The sequence below is a fragment of the Rouxiella sp. S1S-2 genome, assembly GCF_009208105.1.
Taxonomy (GTDB): domain Bacteria; phylum Pseudomonadota; class Gammaproteobacteria; order Enterobacterales; family Enterobacteriaceae; genus Rouxiella.
This window is the reverse complement of the sequence record NZ_WFKL01000001.1, coordinates 4894514-4911890: the sequence shown is the minus strand read 5'-3', so window position 1 is coordinate 4911890 and position 17377 is coordinate 4894514. Positions and strand designations below refer to the sequence as shown.

Genomic DNA, 17377 nt, shown 5'->3' with positions numbered 1-17377 from the left:
ATAAACCGGGGGGCGAGGGGTAAAGGAAAGTAAAAGTGCACTCATGACGGGGGCAGCGGCAACCCGTCGGCCGGTGCCAACGGGCTGGAAAGAGGATTTGATCAAATTGTGCCTAAGGTGGCAACCATTACGGCTTTAATGGTGTGCATGCGGTTTTCAGCCTGATCGAATACCACGCTGAGCGTCGACTCAAACACTTCGTCAGACACTTCCATGCCGCCTTTCAAATCGTACTCTTCTGCCATCTGGCGGCCAAGGGTGGTTTGGTCATCGTGGAAAGCAGGCAGGCAGTGCAGGAATTTAACCGCAGGATTGCCGGTTTTCGCCACCATCGCCATATTCACCTGGTAAGGCCGCAGCAGATTGATGCGTTCTTTCCACACTTCTTTGGGTTCGCCCATTGAGACCCAAACGTCAGTGTAGAGGAAGTCCGCGCCCTTGACGCCAGCATCGATATCTTCAGTAAGGGTTATAGACCCGCCGTTTTGCTGAGCCAATTGCTGGCAGCTTGCGACCAGTTCGGCATCGGGCCAGCAGGCTGAGGGTGCAACCAGACGCAGGTCCAGGCCGCACAGTGCCGCCGCTTCAAGCAGCGAGTTGCCCATGTTGTTGCGCGCATCGCCCAAATACGCCAGCGACATTTGCCCCAGCGTTTTGCCCGGTAGATGCTCTTGCATGGTCAGCAGATCGGCTAAAAGTTGGGTAGGGTGGAATTCATTAGTCAGTCCGTTCCAGACCGGCACGCCCGCATGTTCGGCCAGCGTTTCGACAATTTCCTGGCCAAAACCGCGATATTGGATACCGTCGTACATTCTGCCCAACACGCGCGCGGTGTCTTTCATCGACTCTTTATGGCCAATCTGGCTGCCGCTCGGGCCGAGGTAGGTGACCTGTGCGCCCTGATCATAAGCGGCAACTTCGAAAGAGCATCGGGTGCGGGTAGAGTCTTTTTCGAAGATGAGCGCTATGTTCTTCCCTTTGAGGTAAGGCTTCTCGCTGCCGTTTTTCTTGGCAGTTTTTAACTCGGCGGAGAGCGTTAACAAGGTGTCAATTTCTGACGGGGTAAAATCCAGCAGCCTAAGAAAATGGCGTTTACTTAACAGACTCATGTGTCTATCTCCGAAACTTATCTAATGAATTAAAATTCAATTTATATGTATGAATATGCAATTACAACCCCCAAATAAAAACTTTGTCGTTTATAGTGGAGGCAAGCCGTCTGCTGTGTGAAAATAGCGTCTAAACGTCATATTGATTGAGGACAGAGGCATGGCAAACCGTGAATTGCTAGACGAACAACGTAATGAGACCCGCTTGATCATTGAAGAGCTGTTGGAAGACGGCAGCGATCCTGACGCGCTTTACACTATCGAGCATCATTTCTCCTGTGAGAAATTCGACGTTCTGGAGCGAGCAGCGGTAGAGGCCTTCAAGCTGGGCTATGAAGTGACAGACGCAGAAGAGCTGGAAATTGAAGACGGCTCGGTGGTGATGTGCTGTGATGTGATAAGCGAAGTGGCGCTTAATGCAGAACTCATCGACACGCAGGTTGAGCAGCTGGTAGCACTGGCAGAAGCCAACGGCGTGAACTACGACGGTTGGGGCACTTACTTTGAAGACCCGAACGGCGAAGACGGCGACGATGAAGATGATGAAGACGACGAAGAAGAAGACGAACACGCTGCGCCTAAAAACATTGTTGATAAAGACGACGACGGCAAACGCCACTAAGTCTTTAAATTAATCTGCTGCGCGTCGGCGATAAGGCGTTGGAAGCAGGTTCACCTTAGCTCGCGAGATTAAAGACCGAGTTTAGGGCATGAAGTAGAAATAAAAAAGCCGGCTTAGCCGGCTTTTTTATTGCATAAGCATGGTGTTAAAGCGGTTTCAGCATGGTGACTTCGCAGTCAACGTGACCGGTGCTGCCGAGCGCGCCGTCAATGTGTTCAAAGCCGAGATGCTCATACAGCGCTATGGCCTGGGTCAGGCTGGCGGTGGTTTCGAGATAACAGCGGGTAAAACCTTGATCTTTCGCGTAGGCCATGGCCTGCAGCGCCAGTCGCTTGGCCAGGCCTTTCCCGCGCAGGCTGGACATAAAATACATCTTCTGCAGTTCGCAGATATCGTCGGCTTCACCGATTAACGGGGCAACGCCGCCGCCGCCCGCTATCTTGCCGTTGAGTTCTACAACCCAGTAGGCACTGCGTGGCTGACTGTAAATTTCGCAAAGAATATCCAGATTGGGGTCGGCTACCGTATAGCCTTTGTCGGCGGTTAGGCCAAACTCGGCGGATACTTGACGAATAACCTGGGCGATCGCGGCATTGTCATCACAGGTGATGCGTCGCACCACGACATCTTGTTGTGTTGAGTCGATCACAGCTGTCGTCATATCAATAACTCAAAATTTTCATGGAGTGAATTTTCATAGAATGTCGGCGTCGTTTTTTTAATCATTTGCATTTAATACCGCGTGGCGCTGATTTTTGCAATTCTAAAAAAAACGGTGGAGCTTTCACTCCACCGTTGTTAGACATTACCGACTCAGCGTTGCTTACAGCGCGGCGATGGTAACCTGTTGTTCCTGAATCTTAATCTTGGCTTCGGCACAGGCCTGCAGTCTTTCGCGCTCTTTAGCGACTACAGCTTCTGGCGCACGCGCCACAAAGCCTTCGTTTGAGAGCTTGGCTTCAATGCGTTCGACTTCTGCATCCAGCTTGGCTATCTCTTTAGTCAAACGCTCAAGCTCGGCCTCTTTATCTACCAAACCGGCCATCGGGATCAGCAGCTCTGCACCTTCAACTAGCTTAGTCACAGAAACCGGTCCTTTATCGCCCGCCGCCAGCACGGTGATTGATTCCAAACGCGCCAGTGATTTGATAAAGCTCAGGTTCTGCTCTACACGACGCTGTGCATCAGCGCTGGCACCGCGCAACAGCAGCTCGAGAGGTTTACCCGGCGCAATGTTCATTTCGGCACGCACGTTACGAATAGCAATGATTGCCTGCTTGATCCATTCGAGATCGACCAATGCGCTTTCATCGGCTTTGTCGGCCGAAAACTCTGGGAAAGGTTGCAGCATAATGGTGTCTGCGGTGATGCCTTTCAGCGGTTTAACGCTCTGCCAGATGGTTTCGGTAATGAACGGAATAATTGGGTGCGCCAGGCGCAGCAAGCCTTCGAGTACTTCAACCAGCGTATTACGGGTGCCGCGAAGCTGTGCTTCAGTGCCGCCGTTCATGACCGGCTTGGTCAGCTCCAGATACCAGTCGCAGAACTGGTTCCAGGTGAACTCATACAGAATGCTGGCCGCCAGGTCAAAGCGATAGCTGTCCAACGCTTCACGGTAGATTTTCACCGTGCGATTGTATTCGGCAAGGATCCAACGGTCCGCCAGAGACAGCTGGCGTTCGCCGCCGTTCAGGCCACAGTCCTGGTCTTCGGTATTCATCAGCACAAAGCGGCTGGCGTTCCAAAGTTTGTTACAGAAGTTGCGGTAGCCTTCAAGACGCTTCATGTCCCAGTTGATGTCGCGACCGGTTGAGGCCAGCGCCGCCAGGGTAAAGCGCAGGGCGTCGGTGCCGTGCGGTTCAATCCCGTTCGGGAACTGCTTCTCGGTGCGCTTGCGAATTTTTTCCGCCAGCTGCGGCTGCATCATGTTGCCGGTGCGTTTTTCCAGCAGGTCTTCCAGCGAGATACCGTCGATCATATCCAGGGGATCGATAACGTTACCTTTTGACTTGGACATTTTCTGTCCTTCGTCGTCGCGGATCAGGCCAGTCATATAAACGGTATTGAACGGAACCTGTGGTTTGCCGTTTTCGTCTTTCACGAAGTGCATGGTCATCATGATCATGCGGGCAATCCAGAAGAAGATGATGTCAAATCCGCTCACTACCACGCTTGATGGGTGGAAGGCTTTCAGATCCGGCGTCTCGTTTGGCCAGCCCAGCGTCGAGAAGGTCCACAGGCCGGAGGAGAACCAGGTGTCGAGCACGTCTTCGTCCTGGCTCAGAACCACGTCTGCGGCAAGGTTGTTCTCGCGGCGCACTTCTTCTTCGTCACGGCCGACGAAAACATTGCCCTCGGCGTCGTACCAGGCCGGGATGCGGTGACCCCACCACAACTGGCGAGAGATACACCAGTCCTGAATGTCGCGCATCCAGCTGAAATACATGTTTTCGTACTGTTTAGGTACGAACTGGATCTCGCCTTGCTCAACCGCCTCAACCGCCACTTTGGCCAACGGTGCAGTTCGCACATACCACTGGTCGGTCAGCATCGGCTCAATGACCACGCCGCCGCGATCGCCATAAGGAATAGTCAGGTCGTGAGGTTTAATCTCTTCCAACAGGCCCAGCTCGTCAAACGCGGCCACGACGGCTTTCCGCGCGGCAAAGCGCTCAAGGCCACGGATCTGCTCAGGAATTTCGTTGCTGCACGCGTCGCTTTCTTCGCCTTTGGTGTCGAACACTTCAGCGGTCTGGCGAATGTCGCCGTCGAAAGTCAGGATGTTAATCATCGGCAGGCCGTGACGTTTACCAACTTCATAGTCGTTAAAGTCATGGGCAGGGGTGATTTTTACGCAGCCGGTGCCTTTTTCCATGTCGGCGTGTTCGTCACCGAGGATAGGAATACGGCGACCTACCAGCGGCAGAAGAACTTCTTTACCGATCAAGTCTTTATAGCGCGGATCTTCCGGGTTAACCGCCACGCCGGCATCGCCGAGTTCGGTTTCCGGGCGGGTGGTGGCTACCACCAGATAGTCTTTACCGTCGGCCGTTTTAACGCCGTCAGCCAATGGATAACGCAGGTGCCAGATGGACCCTTTCGATTCGCGGTTTTCAACTTCGAGGTCAGAGATCGCGGTGCGCAGTTTCGGGTCCCAGTTTACCAGGCGTTTGCCACGGTAAATCAGGTCCTCTTTATACAGGCGAACAAACACTTCTCGAACGGCGTTAGACAGGCCTTCGTCCATGGTGAAGCGCTCGCGCTCCCAGTCGACGGAGTCGCCGAGACGGCGCATCTGGCGCGTGATGGTGCCGCCCGATTCTGATTTCCACTCCCAGATTTTGTCGATAAAGGCTTCACGACTGTAATCTTTACGCGTCTTGCCTTCTTCTGCAGCGATTTTGCGCTCTACTACCATCTGAGTGGCAATACCGGCATGGTCGGTCCCCGCCTGCCACAGGGTATTTTTACCCTGCATGCGCTGATAGCGGATCATGGCGTCCATGATGGTTTGCTGGAAAGCATGACCCATATGCAAGCTACCGGTAACGTTCGGCGGCGGGATCATGATGCAGAAGCTTTCCTTACTGGTATCACCGTTAGGCTTGAAATAGCCCTGTTCTTCCCAGTGCTCGTAAAGCGGTTGCTCGATATCTTGCGGGTTATATGTCTTATCCATTTCGCTTCGTTAGTCTGTAGTCGTTGTATTGGCCGCAGGCGGTGTCGCCGTGGTCAAATTGAAGCCGACGCTGCGATAGGCTTTGTAGCGATCGCGCGCCAGCTGCTTTAAAGAATCTTCGTAAGGAACGAAGTCTACCACTTCATGGAAAGCGGTGGCAAAATCTGCAAATTGTCCAAGCAGGCTAATCAGCAAATCTCGCGGGGCATTTCCACGTTTTCCGGGCCAGCAAAGCTCGACGGGGGCGCCAAATCTCGGGCCTTCTCCCGCCAGATTGTGTGGCACAAACTGGTCGGCATCACGTTTCCACAGCGCCTCATCCAAGCGCTCTGCCTGCGGTTGATCTTCGCAGGCGATAAGCACGCGTTGACCCGCACGGTAGCGCAGCGCGGCAATCTGGCACGCCAGCGCCTCGTGGCTGCTGAGCCCGTCTGCGGCGTCGGGTGAGTCGAGAAGAAAAAATGTAGCCTGTTTCATGGTGTCTTCCTAACGCCATCCTCCCGCGCACAAGGCGGTGAAGGATGGGTTTACAGCAGTGGGCGATTAATCGTCGCCGTTAAGACCAGCACGGTTCAACAGGAACTGGGACAGCAGAGAAACAGGGCGACCCGTTGCTCCTTTGTTTTTGCCTGAACGCCAAGCGGTACCGGCGATGTCGAGGTGCGCCCAGTTGTACTTTTCTGCAAAGTGCGACAGGAACACGCCTGCGGTAATCGCACCGCCCGGACGACCGCCGATGTTAGCCATATCGGCAAAGTTGGACTGCAGCTGTTCGTCGTACTCGTCGCCCATCGGCAGACGCCACGCGCGGTCACCGGCCTGTTCGGAGGCAGTGATAAGCTCGTGGGCCAGCGGATTGTGGTTAGACAGCAGGCCGGTGATGTGATGACCCAGCGCAATGACGCAGGCGCCGGTCAGCGTGGCGACGTCTATGACCAGCTCAGGGTCGAAACGCTCAACGTAGGTCAACGCGTCGCACAGCACCAGACGGCCTTCAGCGTCGGTATTCAGCACTTCAACGGTTTTGCCTGACATGGTCGTTAAAATGTCGCCCGGACGGAATGCGCGACTGCCCGGCATGTTTTCACAACCGGCCAACACGCCCACCACGTTTAACGGCAATTTCAGCTCGGCCACAACGCGCATCACGCCGTAGACTGTGGCTGCACCGCACATGTCATACTTCATTTCGTCCATGTCGGCCGCTGGCTTAATGGAGATACCGCCGGAATCGAAGGTCAGCCCTTTACCCACCAGCACGATCGGCTTAGCGTCGGCATTAGGATTACCTTTATATTCCATCACCGACATCAACGATTCGTTTTGCGAACCCTGACCTACGGCGAGGTAGGCGTTCATGCCCAGCTCTTTCATCTGCTGCTCGCCGATGACGCGGGTGGTGATGTTGGAGCTGAATGCGTCGGCCAGCTGGCGCGCCTGTGAGGCGAGGTAAGCCGCGTTACAGATGTTAGGCGGCATGTTGCCCAAATCTTTGGCTGCTTTAACGCCGTAAGAGATTGCCAGACCGTGCGCAATGGCGCGGTCACCGCTGTTAAGCTCACGGCGAGTCGGCACGTTAAAGACCATTTTACGCAGCGGACGGCGCGGCTCAACGCGGTTGGTTTTAAGCTGGTCAAAGGTGTAGAGCGACTCTTTTGAGGTCTCTACCGCCTGACGAACTTTCCAGTAGGTATTACGTCCTTTAACGTGAAGCTCGGTGAGGAAGCAAACGGCTTCCATAGAACCGGTTTCATTCAGGGCGTTGATCGTTTTCTGAATAACCTGCTTATACTGGCGCTCGTCGAGTTCACGTTCTTTACCGCAGCCTACCAGCAAGATACGCTCGGACAGAATGTTTGGAACATGGTGCAGGAACAGGGTCTGTCCCACTTTTCCTTCCAGTTCACCGCGGCGGAGCAGGGCGCTGATGTACCCGTTGCTGATCTTGTCGAGCTGTTCAGCCATAGGTGACAGGCGGCGAGGTTCGAAAACGCCGACTACAATACAGGCACTGCGCTGTTTTTCCGGGCTACCGCTTTTTACACTGAACTCCATGCACTCTCCTGAATCTTAAAGACAAAGGCGGGGGGTACGGATAGAATAGCGCTTCCGTTACACTCTCCCGTCATTGATATAATGACCTGTGTTAACCTATACGGCGTAGAAATTTTATTTTGGCGGCTATAAGCATCTTCCTATAGGTCACCTAATTTTACGGTGTTGTAATACTATTTTAGCTGTGAAGGTTGCCATATGATGAGAAAAAATGACGGATTAGCGATGAAATTATCGATTTTCCTGCAAAAAGACAAGTTTTCACAGGCGTATTCAGCGTGATCATCATTAGATATCTGGTTAGGGAAACCTTCAAGAGCCAAATTGCGATCCTGTTTATTCTGCTGCTCATCTTCTTTTGTCAGAAGCTGGTCAGGATACTGGGTGCGGCAGTTGATGGCGATATCCCGACAAATTTAGTCATTCAGCTTCTTGGGTTAGGCATACCCGAGATGGCTCAACTCATCCTGCCGCTAAGTCTGTTCCTGGGTCTGTTGATGACTTTGGGCAAGCTCTATACTGACAGTGAAATCACTGTTATGCACGCCTGCGGACTCGGTAAAAGGTCATTAATCGTTGCTGCCATGCTTCTGGCGCTGTTTACCTCCGTTTTTGCCGGTATTAACGCATTTTGGGCGGGTCCGTGGTCATCGAAACATCAAGACGAAGTGATGGCCGAAGCGAAAGCCAACCCCAGCATGGCGGCGATGGTAGCGGGCCAGTTTACGCCTTCACAGGACGGCAATTCGGTGCTGTTTGTGGGCAACGTGCGCGGTAAAGAGTTCCACAATGTGTTTTTGGCGCAGCTGCGGCCAAACGGCAATCAGCGTCCTTCTGTTGTGGTGGCGGCTAAAGGCCACATGGACCAGCGCCCGGACGGCTCTCAGCAGGTCACGCTTGATACCGGCACGCGCTACGAAGGCACTGCGCTGTTGCGTGATTTCCGCATTACTGACTTCACGGACTATCTGGCGGTTATCGGCCATCGAACGGTTGAACTAGACAGCAGCGACGCCGAGCAAATGAGCATGACCTCGCTGTGGCATTCCACCGCCAAAGAGGCGCGCGCCGAGTTCCATTGGCGTCTGACGCTGGTGGTTTCAGTCTTTATTATGGCGTTAATGGTAGTACCGCTCTCGGTGGTGAATCCGCGTCAGGGCCGCGTCTTAAGTATGTTGCCGGCCATCTTCCTCTATTTGATTTTCTTCCTGTTGCAGAGCTCACTGAGGTCTAACGCAGAGAAAGGAAAACTGGATCCTATGATCTGGATGTGGGTAACCAACCTGGCCTATCTCGCGTTGGCCGTGGTGCTCAATGTATGGGATACCCTTCCGGCCCGCAGGATACGTGCACGTTTTAGAGGAGCGGCCTGATGTTTGGCGTTTTAGACCGATATATCGGACGCACTATTTTCAACACCATCATGATGACGTTATTCATGCTGGTTTCCCTCTCAGGGATCATCAAGTTTGTCGATCAGCTGCGTAAAGTGGGCCAGGGCAGTTATTCTGCGCTTGATGCTGGACTGTACACGCTGCTCAGCGTGCCAAAAGATATCGAAATTTTCTTCCCGATGGCCGCCCTGCTCGGTGCGCTGTTGGGGCTGGGTACGTTGGCTACCCGCAGTGAACTGGTGGTAATGCAAGCCTCTGGTTTTACCCGCATGCAGGTGGCCACTTCAGTAATGAAAACAGCCATTCCGCTGGTGCTGCTGACCATGGCGATTGGCGAGTGGGTGTCTCCGCAGGGCGAACAGATGGCGCGCAATTACCGTGCGCAGCAGATGTTTGGCGGATCGCTTCTTTCCACGCAAAACGGTCTGTGGGCGAAAGACGGCCACGATTTTATCTTTATCGAGCACGTCACTGGCGATAACGAAATCAGCGGCGTAAATATCTATCATTTCGATGATAAAAACAAACTGCTGTCGGTTCGCTACGCTACCTCTGCCCAGTATGAGAACGGCGGCTGGCAATTATCGCAGGTGGATGAATCCGTGTTAGGCAGCCCAACGCAGATAACGGGTTCACAGACTCTGAGCGGTGAATGGAAGACCAACCTGACGCCTGACAAGCTTGGCGTCGTGGCTCTTGACCCTGACTCACTCTCCATCAGCGGCCTGTACAACTACGTTAAATATCTCAAGCAGAGCGGGCAAGAAGCCAAGCGCTACCAGTTGAATATGTGGCGTAAAATATTTGCTCCGCTGTCGGTGGCGGTGATGATGCTGATGGCGCTGTCGTTTATTTTTGGACCGCTACGTAGCGTGCCCATGGGCGTGAGAGTGGTAACCGGTATCTGCTTCGGGTTCTTATTCTACGTGCTTGACCAGATTTTCGGTCCGCTAAGCCTGGTTTATAATATTCCACCGCTGCTGGGCGCCGTGTTACCGAGCGGCCTGTTCATGGTGATCAGTATCTATCTGTTGTTAAAACGCAGTTAGACAGGCGGATACGGTTTAAAAAAAAGCAGCTCATTGAGCTGCTTTTTTACTTTTTGCGTTCCAAAAACGTGCCGCTATATTTCGTTATTGCGCACTAAATCTGCAACCAAATCGTTCACGCCGTCGCTCATATTTTTAAACTTGGTTAACTCCGAGCGCGTTACCACAATAAAGACGCCTACGCCGCGCTGCGGAACCATCGCCATATAAGTGATAAATCCGCCCCCGCCGCCGGTTTTCTGAATAATCCTTGGCCACAGTGGAGACGGCGCCATAGTGACCCACCCCATGCCCAGCTCGTAAGCCTGACCGGGAACGTCCATGCCTTTTAACGACACCAGATCGGTACGGCGGAAATACATCTTCTGCGCCAATGCGGCGGTCGCATTTTGCTGTCCAGAGGCCGTAGGCAAGAACTGCTTCATCCAGCGGCCCATATCGGCAGGCGTTGAATACACGCCGCCGCTGCCTGTCGCTGCCGTAGTATTTATGCAAGGACTCGGGCGCAGGCCTTCCATCAGCCGCGAACACTGTGACTGAGTAGGCGTATAGGTGGTATCCACCATGCCGTTTGGCTGGGTAATTAACTCGCGGAACAGCTGCGGATAGGGTTTACGGGCCGCATTCGACAGCGCATCGGAAAGCAGATCAAAGCCCAAATTGGAGTAAGACGCATAGGCACTCGGCGGCACGGTCATTTTCGCCGTTTGCAGCCAGCTCCAGCGCTCGGCACGATTCGGCCAGGTAAACACAGCACGATGCGCCGCGCCGCCCGGCTGTTCGCGAGGCAGACCACTGGTGTGAGTCGCCAGATTCAACAGCGTAATGGGCGTAGTGGGACTGTAATAGGGAACAAAGGCGTTGGCTGGCGCATATTTTCGCAACGGATCGGTGATTTTTACCGTGCCCTGTTGCGCCAGCTTCACCAGCACTTCACTGGTCATCAGCTTGGTCAGCGAGGCGATTCGAATCAGCGAGTCTTCGCGTGGACGAATACCTGAGCCGGGTTTAATTTCGCCAAAGCTGCGGAAAACCTGCTGATTGTTATCGACGACGACGATGGCCATGCCCATCGCGCCGCTACCGTAAAAGATATGTTCTGCGTGGTCATCGACCACCTGAGTGGCAAGACGTTGGGTCTGCGCCTGACTCAGTAAAGGCATGCTGGCAAAGGCTATGGCTAACAGCGATAGGGATAATTTTTTCAACGAACGCGTATCCATTCTAAAAGCGGTAAAGGGCAAGAGTGAATTTATCTTAATGTGATACGCGAAGAACCGCATGAGGAAATCGCGGCTTGAGCAAAAATTTACAGTTGCGGCGTTCGTTATCGGCCCAAAACGCCCTCCTGCCGGCCATTAACGGTATTAGGGCACAGCAGTTGCGTGTTATTCATACAACTCGAGTATTTGTCAGTCTATTATTAGTCGTGTTTACGCCGAATAAATATGGGCTAATTGCTGAGGCGAAAGGGTAATGGATTAATAGATTGACAGGGATGCGCTGCTTAACTTTGTAATTAATTATGTCCATCGTGAACTTATTCACCTGACCGAATTGACGACTATTAAAACATTCTGCTTTTATTTCACACAACAATATATTTTCGGTTGCTGATAATTACAGTTTTAAACCATTTTGATTAAAAAATCACCCATAAATTCGACTTAAAACGCATCTGTCGTCACATTAAATGCTTTTCCCCCTATCACAGCTATGTTAAATATTTATGCGTGGTGCAACACCATATTTCACTAAATAACAAAAATAATATTGTTGGAGACAGGGTAATGCGTAATTTAAAAGCGCCAATCATCGTTGGCGGCGTTATTTTATCGGTGCTTTCAGCCAGTGCTCAGGCTGAAATAACCGTTTTAGAAAAGAATAAGCAAAGTGATTCCTTACTTGCTCCATTAAGTTTGCAGGTGGGTGGCAGTATTCGTCCCGAGTGGATTTTTGAAAATACCAAAAATAAAACGCACGGTGATTCCAGTGGCCACGACGGCGGCACCCGTTTTCGCTTCAGCGGCAACTATGCGCTGAGTGACCATACCTCCGTAGTGGGTTACTACGAGCTGGGTGTGAACATGTATCACCTGCTCGATATTAAATCTGGCTACGACCAAGGCACTAACCGTGACAAAAAACGTCAGCTTTATTATGGCGTGCAGGACGACCGTTACGGTAAATTGACCTACGGACAACAGTTCGGCCTTTATTATTCCGTTGTCGGAATTAAAAGCGACATGTGGGACAACGATGCCCACGCAGCAGGCGAAGGCGTAGGCGTTTCCGGTGATTACGACGGCAGTAACCGTCCTAAAAACAGCATTAAATACGAAAATACCTTTGGTCCGGTTAAATTAACAGCCAACTATTTGTTGCCGGAAACCGAAACAGCGGTGACCGACGAACTGCACTATCGTCGTTCAGGCGGTGGTGGCTTAGGTATTGATTATGCGATTACCAAAGAGCTGACCTGGAGTACCGCATACAGCGTTACGAATGCGTACATAAAAGACAGCGACAATAATCAAAAGCAATATCACCAACAGCTTTCCGGTACCGCGTTGACCTGGCAGCCGGGCAACTGGTATTTGGTTACCACTGGCAGCTACTATGATAATTTCGTGCCAAGCCATCATGATGCTATTAATCAGGACAACTTCTTCGCGGGCGCTGGCTACGGCGTAGAAGGATTTGCCGGTTATACCTTTAATATCGATAAGCCTTTCCTGAAATCTATTCAACCTTACGTTGCGGCAGATTCCCTGAAACTTAAAGGTAACGAGAATTACGAAGCAAACCACGTTTATTTGGGTTCTGCTGTCACTATCGGCCACGGTTTGTCTGTTTACGTAGAACGCACTCTGGCCAATGCGCCGAATGAATCTGACTCTACCTGGGTGACCGTTTTCTACGATTTCTAATCGCCACCGCAGGCGTTTAGGCTAAGTAAAAGACGCAAGCCAGTGCAGCAATGCACTGGCTTTTTTACCCTCTTCATAGTGCATTATCTCCCGTTAAAGGCCGCTATTTTGTCGAAATATCAATCACACAGTCGATTTGTGCCGATTTTTTCAGCACTTAGCATCAGAATGCAGGGATAAGTATTGCGTGGGTGGCCGGGAGAGGTATAATGCACCCGTTTTCCGTATACTACTTAGCAGTGCCGAAGTGGCGAAATCGGTAGACGCAGTTGATTCAAAATCAACCGCCGCAAGGCGTGCCGGTTCGATTCCGGCCTTCGGCACCATTAGTATGTAAATAGACCTCAACTGAGGTCTTTTTTTATGTCTAAAATCCAGTCCCCGCAAGGCTTTCCCCCCCTTTTCAGTCAACCGACGTCAATCTGAGTTACCCCACATCAACATGCTTGTGAGTATAGAACCGAGTATATATGCTGGTTCGATAATGCTTATATACTCACGGCAGCACATGGAAGGAGAACTTTTATGGCTCTGACAGATATCAAAGTGCGTTCTGCAAAACCGCAGGAAAAGGAGTACACCCTTGTCGATGGGGATGGCATGTTTTTGCTTATTCATCCCAACGGCTCAAAATACTGGCGGTTCCGTTTTCGCTTTGGTGGTAATCAGCACCTGATGGCGTTTGGGGTTTACCCTGAAACTTCGTTAGCCGATGCGAGGCAGAAGAGGGACGAGTCCAGAAAGCTGGTTGCTGCTGGTATCGATCCTCGCGAGCATAAGCGTGCTGTAAAGGAGGAGAAGGCGAAAGAGGTCATTACCTTTGAGTCAGTTGCCAGGGAGTGGCATGCAACTAACAATAAATGGTCAGAGGAACACAGTCGGAGGGTGCTGAAGAGCCTGGAAGACAATCTGTTCCCTGCAATTGGGAAGCGGAGTATTGATAGTTTCAGCACACGCGATCTCCTTGTACCTATTAAAGTAGTTGAGGCTACAGGGCGACTTGAAGTTGCTTCACGTCTTCAGCAGCGTACTAATGCGATTATGCGTTATGCAGTGCAAAGTGGTTTGATTGATTACAACCCAGCTCAAGAAATGGCTGGTGCTGTCGCTTCCAGTAACCGTGTCCACCGTCCAGCGCTTGATTTGAAACGCTTACCTGAATTACTTCGTCGAATCGACGGTTACACGGGACGCCAAATGACCCGTCTGGCTGTTGAGCTCACGTTATTAATCTTTATTCGTTCTAGTGAATTGCGCTTTGCGCGTTGGTCCGAGATCGATTTTGAAACGGCAATGTGGACAATACCGGCAGAACGAGAAGCTATTGAAGGAGTGAAGCATTCACAGCGTGGCTCGAAAATGCGTACGCCTCATTTAGTACCGCTGTCTCGCCAGGCATTAGAAATCCTGAAACAGGTTCACAAGCTTAGTGGCGAGCGTGATTTTGTTTTCGTTGGCGATCATAACCCTCGTAAACCGATGAGTGAAAACACGGTGAACAAGGCGCTGCGTGTTATGGGGTATGACACTAAGGTGGAGGTTTGCGGGCATGGCTTCAGGACTATGGCATGTAGCTCGTTGATTGAATCTGGGTTGTGGTCGAGGGATGCAGTTGAACGGCAGATGAGCCATATGGAACGCAACTCAGTGCGAGCAGCTTACATTCATAAGGCGGAACATTTGGATGAGAGACGATTGATGTTGCAATGGTGGGCGGATTATCTTGATATTAATCGGGAGAAGGGGATTAGCCCGTTTGATTTTGCTAGATCAAGATGATTTTGACGCGGCGTATTTTAACTCATTGTTTTTCATGCTTTAAATTAAGGTTTGTCTGTCTGTGAAAGAGATGGCTTGCCTTAATTTTTTTGTTTTGATATGACTATTCACTTATAGATATAGAATGCCTTTCAACATATTGTGTAGTACTTAACCACAAAAGTTGCATACGATAGCATTGATTAACCCCAAGGAGAAAAAATGCCAGCATTGGATGATAATGTAATTCGTGACGTTACCGAGCGATTAAAAAATTATCTGGATGTAACTGGTGGATATAATTCAGTTGATTTTATTGATGCAGGTGGTTCTGCTGCTGTTTTCAAAGTTAACCGAAATGGTGACATAAGAGCTATTAAGATTTTTGATCCAAAATTTTTTGTTGGAAATGATAATTTAGCAGAGAAAAGGCGATTATTAACACAACAAAAACTTATCGATCATCATTGTGAACATCTTATTCAAACTTACTACGCTGCCGAAGCTGAAGGAACCGCTATTATTGAGATGGAGTTTCTTTCATGGCCTCAATTGGCTAAAGTTTTAGATAAGGTGCCAGATGACGCTGTGAGATTTTTAATCAAGCAATTAGTCGATGCCGTGAGATATCTAGAGTCACTTAATATTGTTCATCGTGATATCAAACCAGAAAATATACATGTTTCAGATGATTTTAAAAAATTAAAGCTTCTTGACCTTGGTGTCATCAGGGAATTCGATAATAAAAATGAAGATGGTATTACCGATAATGGACGTACGCGACCATTTTTAGCGACCGCACAATATAGTTCACCTGAATATCTTTTCAGATTGGATGAGCCGACAGAAAAACTTTGGCGAGGTCTTAATATTTATCAGGTTGGTGCCGTTCTGCATGATTTAATAAACAAGGAACCAATATTTAATGAAGAGATGTTGGTTAAAAATAGATGGTTAGTAGCAAGAGCAGTGTTAACTAAAACACCTTCTTTTATTGATGTTAATGTAAATAGGTTGGCTAGGGAAAAAGCATTAGCACTTAGGTGTTTAAGTAAGGATATTGATATAAGAACTTCTCTTGTTAAATGGGAGGATTTCTATTTTAATAACGCAACTGACCCTCTTATATCCTTAAGGAATAGATTATCACAAAAAACAAACATCACGCAAAATAATGATTATACAAAAATAGTTTTTGAAAGAAATAATTACATCCGTGGAATAAGTGAGAAAATAAGAATAGAATTAATAGATGTTTGTGGAAAACAACTCCCAGTAGTAATGCCTACAACTGGGGATAGTCATCAAATAAATTATTTTTTCTCCTATGAAAATAAGTATGCAATAGCTTGTTCTATCCATTTTGTCTGGGGAGAAGGCTTATACAGCAATAGAGCAACCATCTCCATTGGGGCCAGAATAGAGCCATTCCAAAAAGAAAGGTACTTCGAAGGGATAAAGATGAAACCATGCTTGGAAACCATTTTAAATACCGATGTCGACAGTGTGATAAAAATATTGTCCAATGACATCGTTGATTATGTGATGGTTGGTTTAGACTTAGTTGAGAATGAATATGGGAATGCGGAAATATTAACTGATATAGACTTGCATAAAGAGGCGGGTAATAATGAAGAGTAGCTGGTGGCGTTCTCGAGATGAATTAGATGAGGATCAACAAAATTTTATTACACTCCCTGCTAAAGGAAGATATGCCCTTATAGGACCACCGGGTTCAGGTAAGACTAATTTATTGCTACTTAGGGCTCAGTATACAGCAGGGATAGGCGAGCGGAATATACTCATTTTAACCTATACAAGAGCGCTATCAGATTTTATTAAGAGTGGTATTAATTCATTAGGATTGATAAATGCAGATCAAATTAAAACTTTTCATTCTTGGGCTTGTTCTCATATTTTGGAGCACTTAGGAGAACGAGCTATACCGAAAGGCACTGATTTTGATGATGAGGGAAGAACTCAAATTCTTGAAATGTTGATTGAAGCAAATAATAAACTACCCGGTAAGAGAATTTATAGCGCTATTTTTGTTGATGAAGCACAAGATTTAACGTCAGGTGAATTAGAAGCATTACTGTGTCTTAGTGATAATATCTGTATATGCGGGGACGACAATCAAGGCATATACAGAAGAAATGGATTGGAAGTCATTGATAAATTGAAATTAACCCCGCATAGATTAAATCGTCACTTTCGCATAGGGCAAAAAATAGCTCGTGCGGCAGATAGATTATGTCCATTAGATAATCCAACAGAAAGCCTTGAGGCAACATCTAATTATAATATCAGAACACAAGGTGAATCTAGTGCTAATTTGCACGTCTGCGCCAGTAAAAAACTACAATTTGATAAAATGATTGAATCCATAAAAATTCAATTAGATGCCTTTAAAGATGATAATATAGGTATTTTTTGTGGTAAGAGGGAAACCTTAGTTGATTTAAAAGAGCGCTTCAAAGCTTCTGATTTAGATGAGCTAGTAGTTTTCCATGGTGTTGATGAAGAAGCTAGTTTTACTTCTGAAAAACGAATTCACGTTATGACTATTCATGCAGCAAAAGGAACTGAATTTAGAGCTGTACATATTTTTAATGCCGAAGATTTGGCAAGTCATCCATTAAATCGCAGCCGGATTGGATATACGGCAATAACGCGTGCAAAAACATCATTAAATGTATATAGAACCGAGCATACAAATAGAAAATTTGAAAATGCATTTTCTGAACCACAAGCCTTTACTATCGATGATCTGTTTTAAGG

The 17377-nt window shown here is 49.1% G+C and carries 13 protein-coding genes and 1 tRNA gene; 8 read left to right on the top strand and 6 right to left on the bottom strand.

The features are described 5' to 3' along the window. Nucleotides 1-101: 101 nt before the first annotated feature. Entirely contained in the window at nucleotides 102-1109 is a 1008-nt protein-coding gene (gene argF / locus GA565_RS22455; RefSeq protein ID WP_152200963.1) for an ornithine carbamoyltransferase, read from the bottom strand. 160 nt (nucleotides 1110-1269) lie between these two features. Here argF and rraB point away from each other — a divergent pair, with 160 nt between their 5' ends. Further along, nucleotides 1270-1731, top strand: coding sequence for a ribonuclease E inhibitor RraB (rraB, locus tag GA565_RS22450; protein WP_055774575.1), 462 nt, complete (start codon nucleotides 1270-1272; stop codon nucleotides 1729-1731). Between the two features lie 145 nt (nucleotides 1732-1876). Here rraB and GA565_RS22445 read toward each other — a convergent pair whose 3' ends face one another. The 4 genes from GA565_RS22445 to pepA form a co-directional block, all read right to left on the bottom strand. Beyond that, the gene (locus tag GA565_RS22445; RefSeq protein ID WP_152200962.1) at nucleotides 1877-2392 is read right to left on the bottom strand and encodes a GNAT family N-acetyltransferase; all 516 of its coding nucleotides are present in this window, start codon (nucleotides 2390-2392) and stop codon (nucleotides 1877-1879) included. A 162-nt stretch (nucleotides 2393-2554) separates the two neighbouring features. Then, nucleotides 2555-5410, bottom strand: a complete 2856-nt coding sequence (locus GA565_RS22440) for a valine--tRNA ligase (RefSeq protein ID WP_152200960.1) — start codon at nucleotides 5408-5410, stop codon at nucleotides 2555-2557. A 9-nt stretch (nucleotides 5411-5419) separates the two neighbouring features. Further along, nucleotides 5420-5887 carry a DNA polymerase III subunit chi gene (locus GA565_RS22435; RefSeq protein WP_152200958.1) on the bottom strand — a complete coding sequence of 156 codons (468 nt, stop codon included), beginning with the start codon at nucleotides 5885-5887 and terminating at the stop codon, nucleotides 5420-5422. A gap of 66 nt (nucleotides 5888-5953) precedes the next feature. After that, nucleotides 5954-7465, bottom strand: coding sequence for a leucyl aminopeptidase (gene pepA / locus GA565_RS22430; protein WP_055774588.1), 1512 nt, complete (start codon nucleotides 7463-7465; stop codon nucleotides 5954-5956). A 278-nt stretch (nucleotides 7466-7743) separates the two neighbouring features. On the opposite strand from pepA, the gene lptF reads away from it, so the two are divergent. Then, nucleotides 7744-8838, top strand: coding sequence for an LPS export ABC transporter permease LptF (lptF, locus tag GA565_RS22425; protein ID WP_152200957.1), 1095 nt, complete (start codon nucleotides 7744-7746; stop codon nucleotides 8836-8838). Further along, nucleotides 8838-9908, top strand: a complete 1071-nt coding sequence (gene lptG, locus GA565_RS22420) for an LPS export ABC transporter permease LptG (RefSeq protein ID WP_055774593.1) — start codon at nucleotides 8838-8840, stop codon at nucleotides 9906-9908. The genes lptF and lptG overlap by 1 nt, the downstream gene beginning before the upstream one ends. A 74-nt stretch (nucleotides 9909-9982) precedes the next feature. Here lptG and ampH read toward each other — a convergent pair whose 3' ends face one another. Beyond that, a complete protein-coding gene (gene ampH / locus GA565_RS22415; protein ID WP_152200955.1) occupies nucleotides 9983-11131 on the bottom strand; it encodes a D-alanyl-D-alanine-carboxypeptidase/endopeptidase AmpH in 1149 nt (382 codons plus the stop codon). 567 nt (nucleotides 11132-11698) lie between these two features. Here ampH and GA565_RS22410 point away from each other — a divergent pair. The 5 genes from GA565_RS22410 to GA565_RS22390 all read left to right on the top strand — a co-directional run bounded on the left by GA565_RS22410 (nucleotide 11699) and on the right by GA565_RS22390 (nucleotide 17375). Continuing rightward, nucleotides 11699-12838, top strand: coding sequence for a porin (locus GA565_RS22410; RefSeq protein WP_152200953.1), 1140 nt, complete (start codon nucleotides 11699-11701; stop codon nucleotides 12836-12838). A gap of 241 nt (nucleotides 12839-13079) precedes the next feature. Further along, nucleotides 13080-13164: transfer RNA gene (locus GA565_RS22405), tRNA-Leu, on the top strand. Nucleotides 13165-13363: 199 nt separating this feature from the next. Beyond that, nucleotides 13364-14617, top strand: a complete 1254-nt coding sequence (locus GA565_RS22400) for an integrase arm-type DNA-binding domain-containing protein (protein ID WP_152200951.1) — start codon at nucleotides 13364-13366, stop codon at nucleotides 14615-14617. A gap of 201 nt (nucleotides 14618-14818) precedes the next feature. After that, nucleotides 14819-16237 (top strand): protein kinase, encoded by a 1419-nt coding sequence (locus GA565_RS22395; protein WP_152200950.1) that lies wholly within the window; start codon nucleotides 14819-14821, stop codon nucleotides 16235-16237. Continuing rightward, on the top strand, nucleotides 16227-17375 hold the full coding sequence (locus GA565_RS22390; RefSeq protein ID WP_152200948.1) for a UvrD-helicase domain-containing protein: 1149 nt from the start codon (nucleotides 16227-16229) through the stop codon (nucleotides 17373-17375). The genes GA565_RS22395 and GA565_RS22390 overlap by 11 nt, the downstream gene beginning before the upstream one ends. Nucleotides 17376-17377 lie beyond the last annotated feature (2 nt).

Excerpts from the sequence above, each read along its gene's own strand:
- argF (WP_152200963.1), bottom strand. The coding sequence starts at position 1,109 with ATGAGTCTGTTAAGTAAACGCCATTTTCTTAGGCTGCTGGATTTTACC.
- rraB (WP_055774575.1), top strand. The coding sequence starts at position 1,270 with ATGGCAAACCGTGAATTGCTAGACGAACAACGTAATGAGACCCGCTTG.
- GA565_RS22445 (WP_152200962.1), bottom strand. The coding sequence starts at position 2,392 with ATGACGACAGCTGTGATCGACTCAACACAACAAGATGTCGTGGTGCGA.
- GA565_RS22440 (WP_152200960.1), bottom strand. The coding sequence starts at position 5,410 with ATGGATAAGACATATAACCCGCAAGATATCGAGCAACCGCTTTACGAG.
- GA565_RS22435 (WP_152200958.1), bottom strand. The coding sequence starts at position 5,887 with ATGAAACAGGCTACATTTTTTCTTCTCGACTCACCCGACGCCGCAGAC.
- pepA (WP_055774588.1), bottom strand. The coding sequence starts at position 7,465 with ATGGAGTTCAGTGTAAAAAGCGGTAGCCCGGAAAAACAGCGCAGTGCC.
- lptG (WP_055774593.1), top strand. The coding sequence starts at position 8,838 with ATGTTTGGCGTTTTAGACCGATATATCGGACGCACTATTTTCAACACC.
- ampH (WP_152200955.1), bottom strand. The coding sequence starts at position 11,131 with ATGGATACGCGTTCGTTGAAAAAATTATCCCTATCGCTGTTAGCCATA.
- GA565_RS22410 (WP_152200953.1), top strand. The coding sequence starts at position 11,699 with ATGCGTAATTTAAAAGCGCCAATCATCGTTGGCGGCGTTATTTTATCG.
- GA565_RS22400 (WP_152200951.1), top strand. The coding sequence starts at position 13,364 with ATGGCTCTGACAGATATCAAAGTGCGTTCTGCAAAACCGCAGGAAAAG.
- GA565_RS22395 (WP_152200950.1), top strand. The coding sequence starts at position 14,819 with ATGCCAGCATTGGATGATAATGTAATTCGTGACGTTACCGAGCGATTA.
- GA565_RS22390 (WP_152200948.1), top strand. The coding sequence starts at position 16,227 with ATGAAGAGTAGCTGGTGGCGTTCTCGAGATGAATTAGATGAGGATCAA.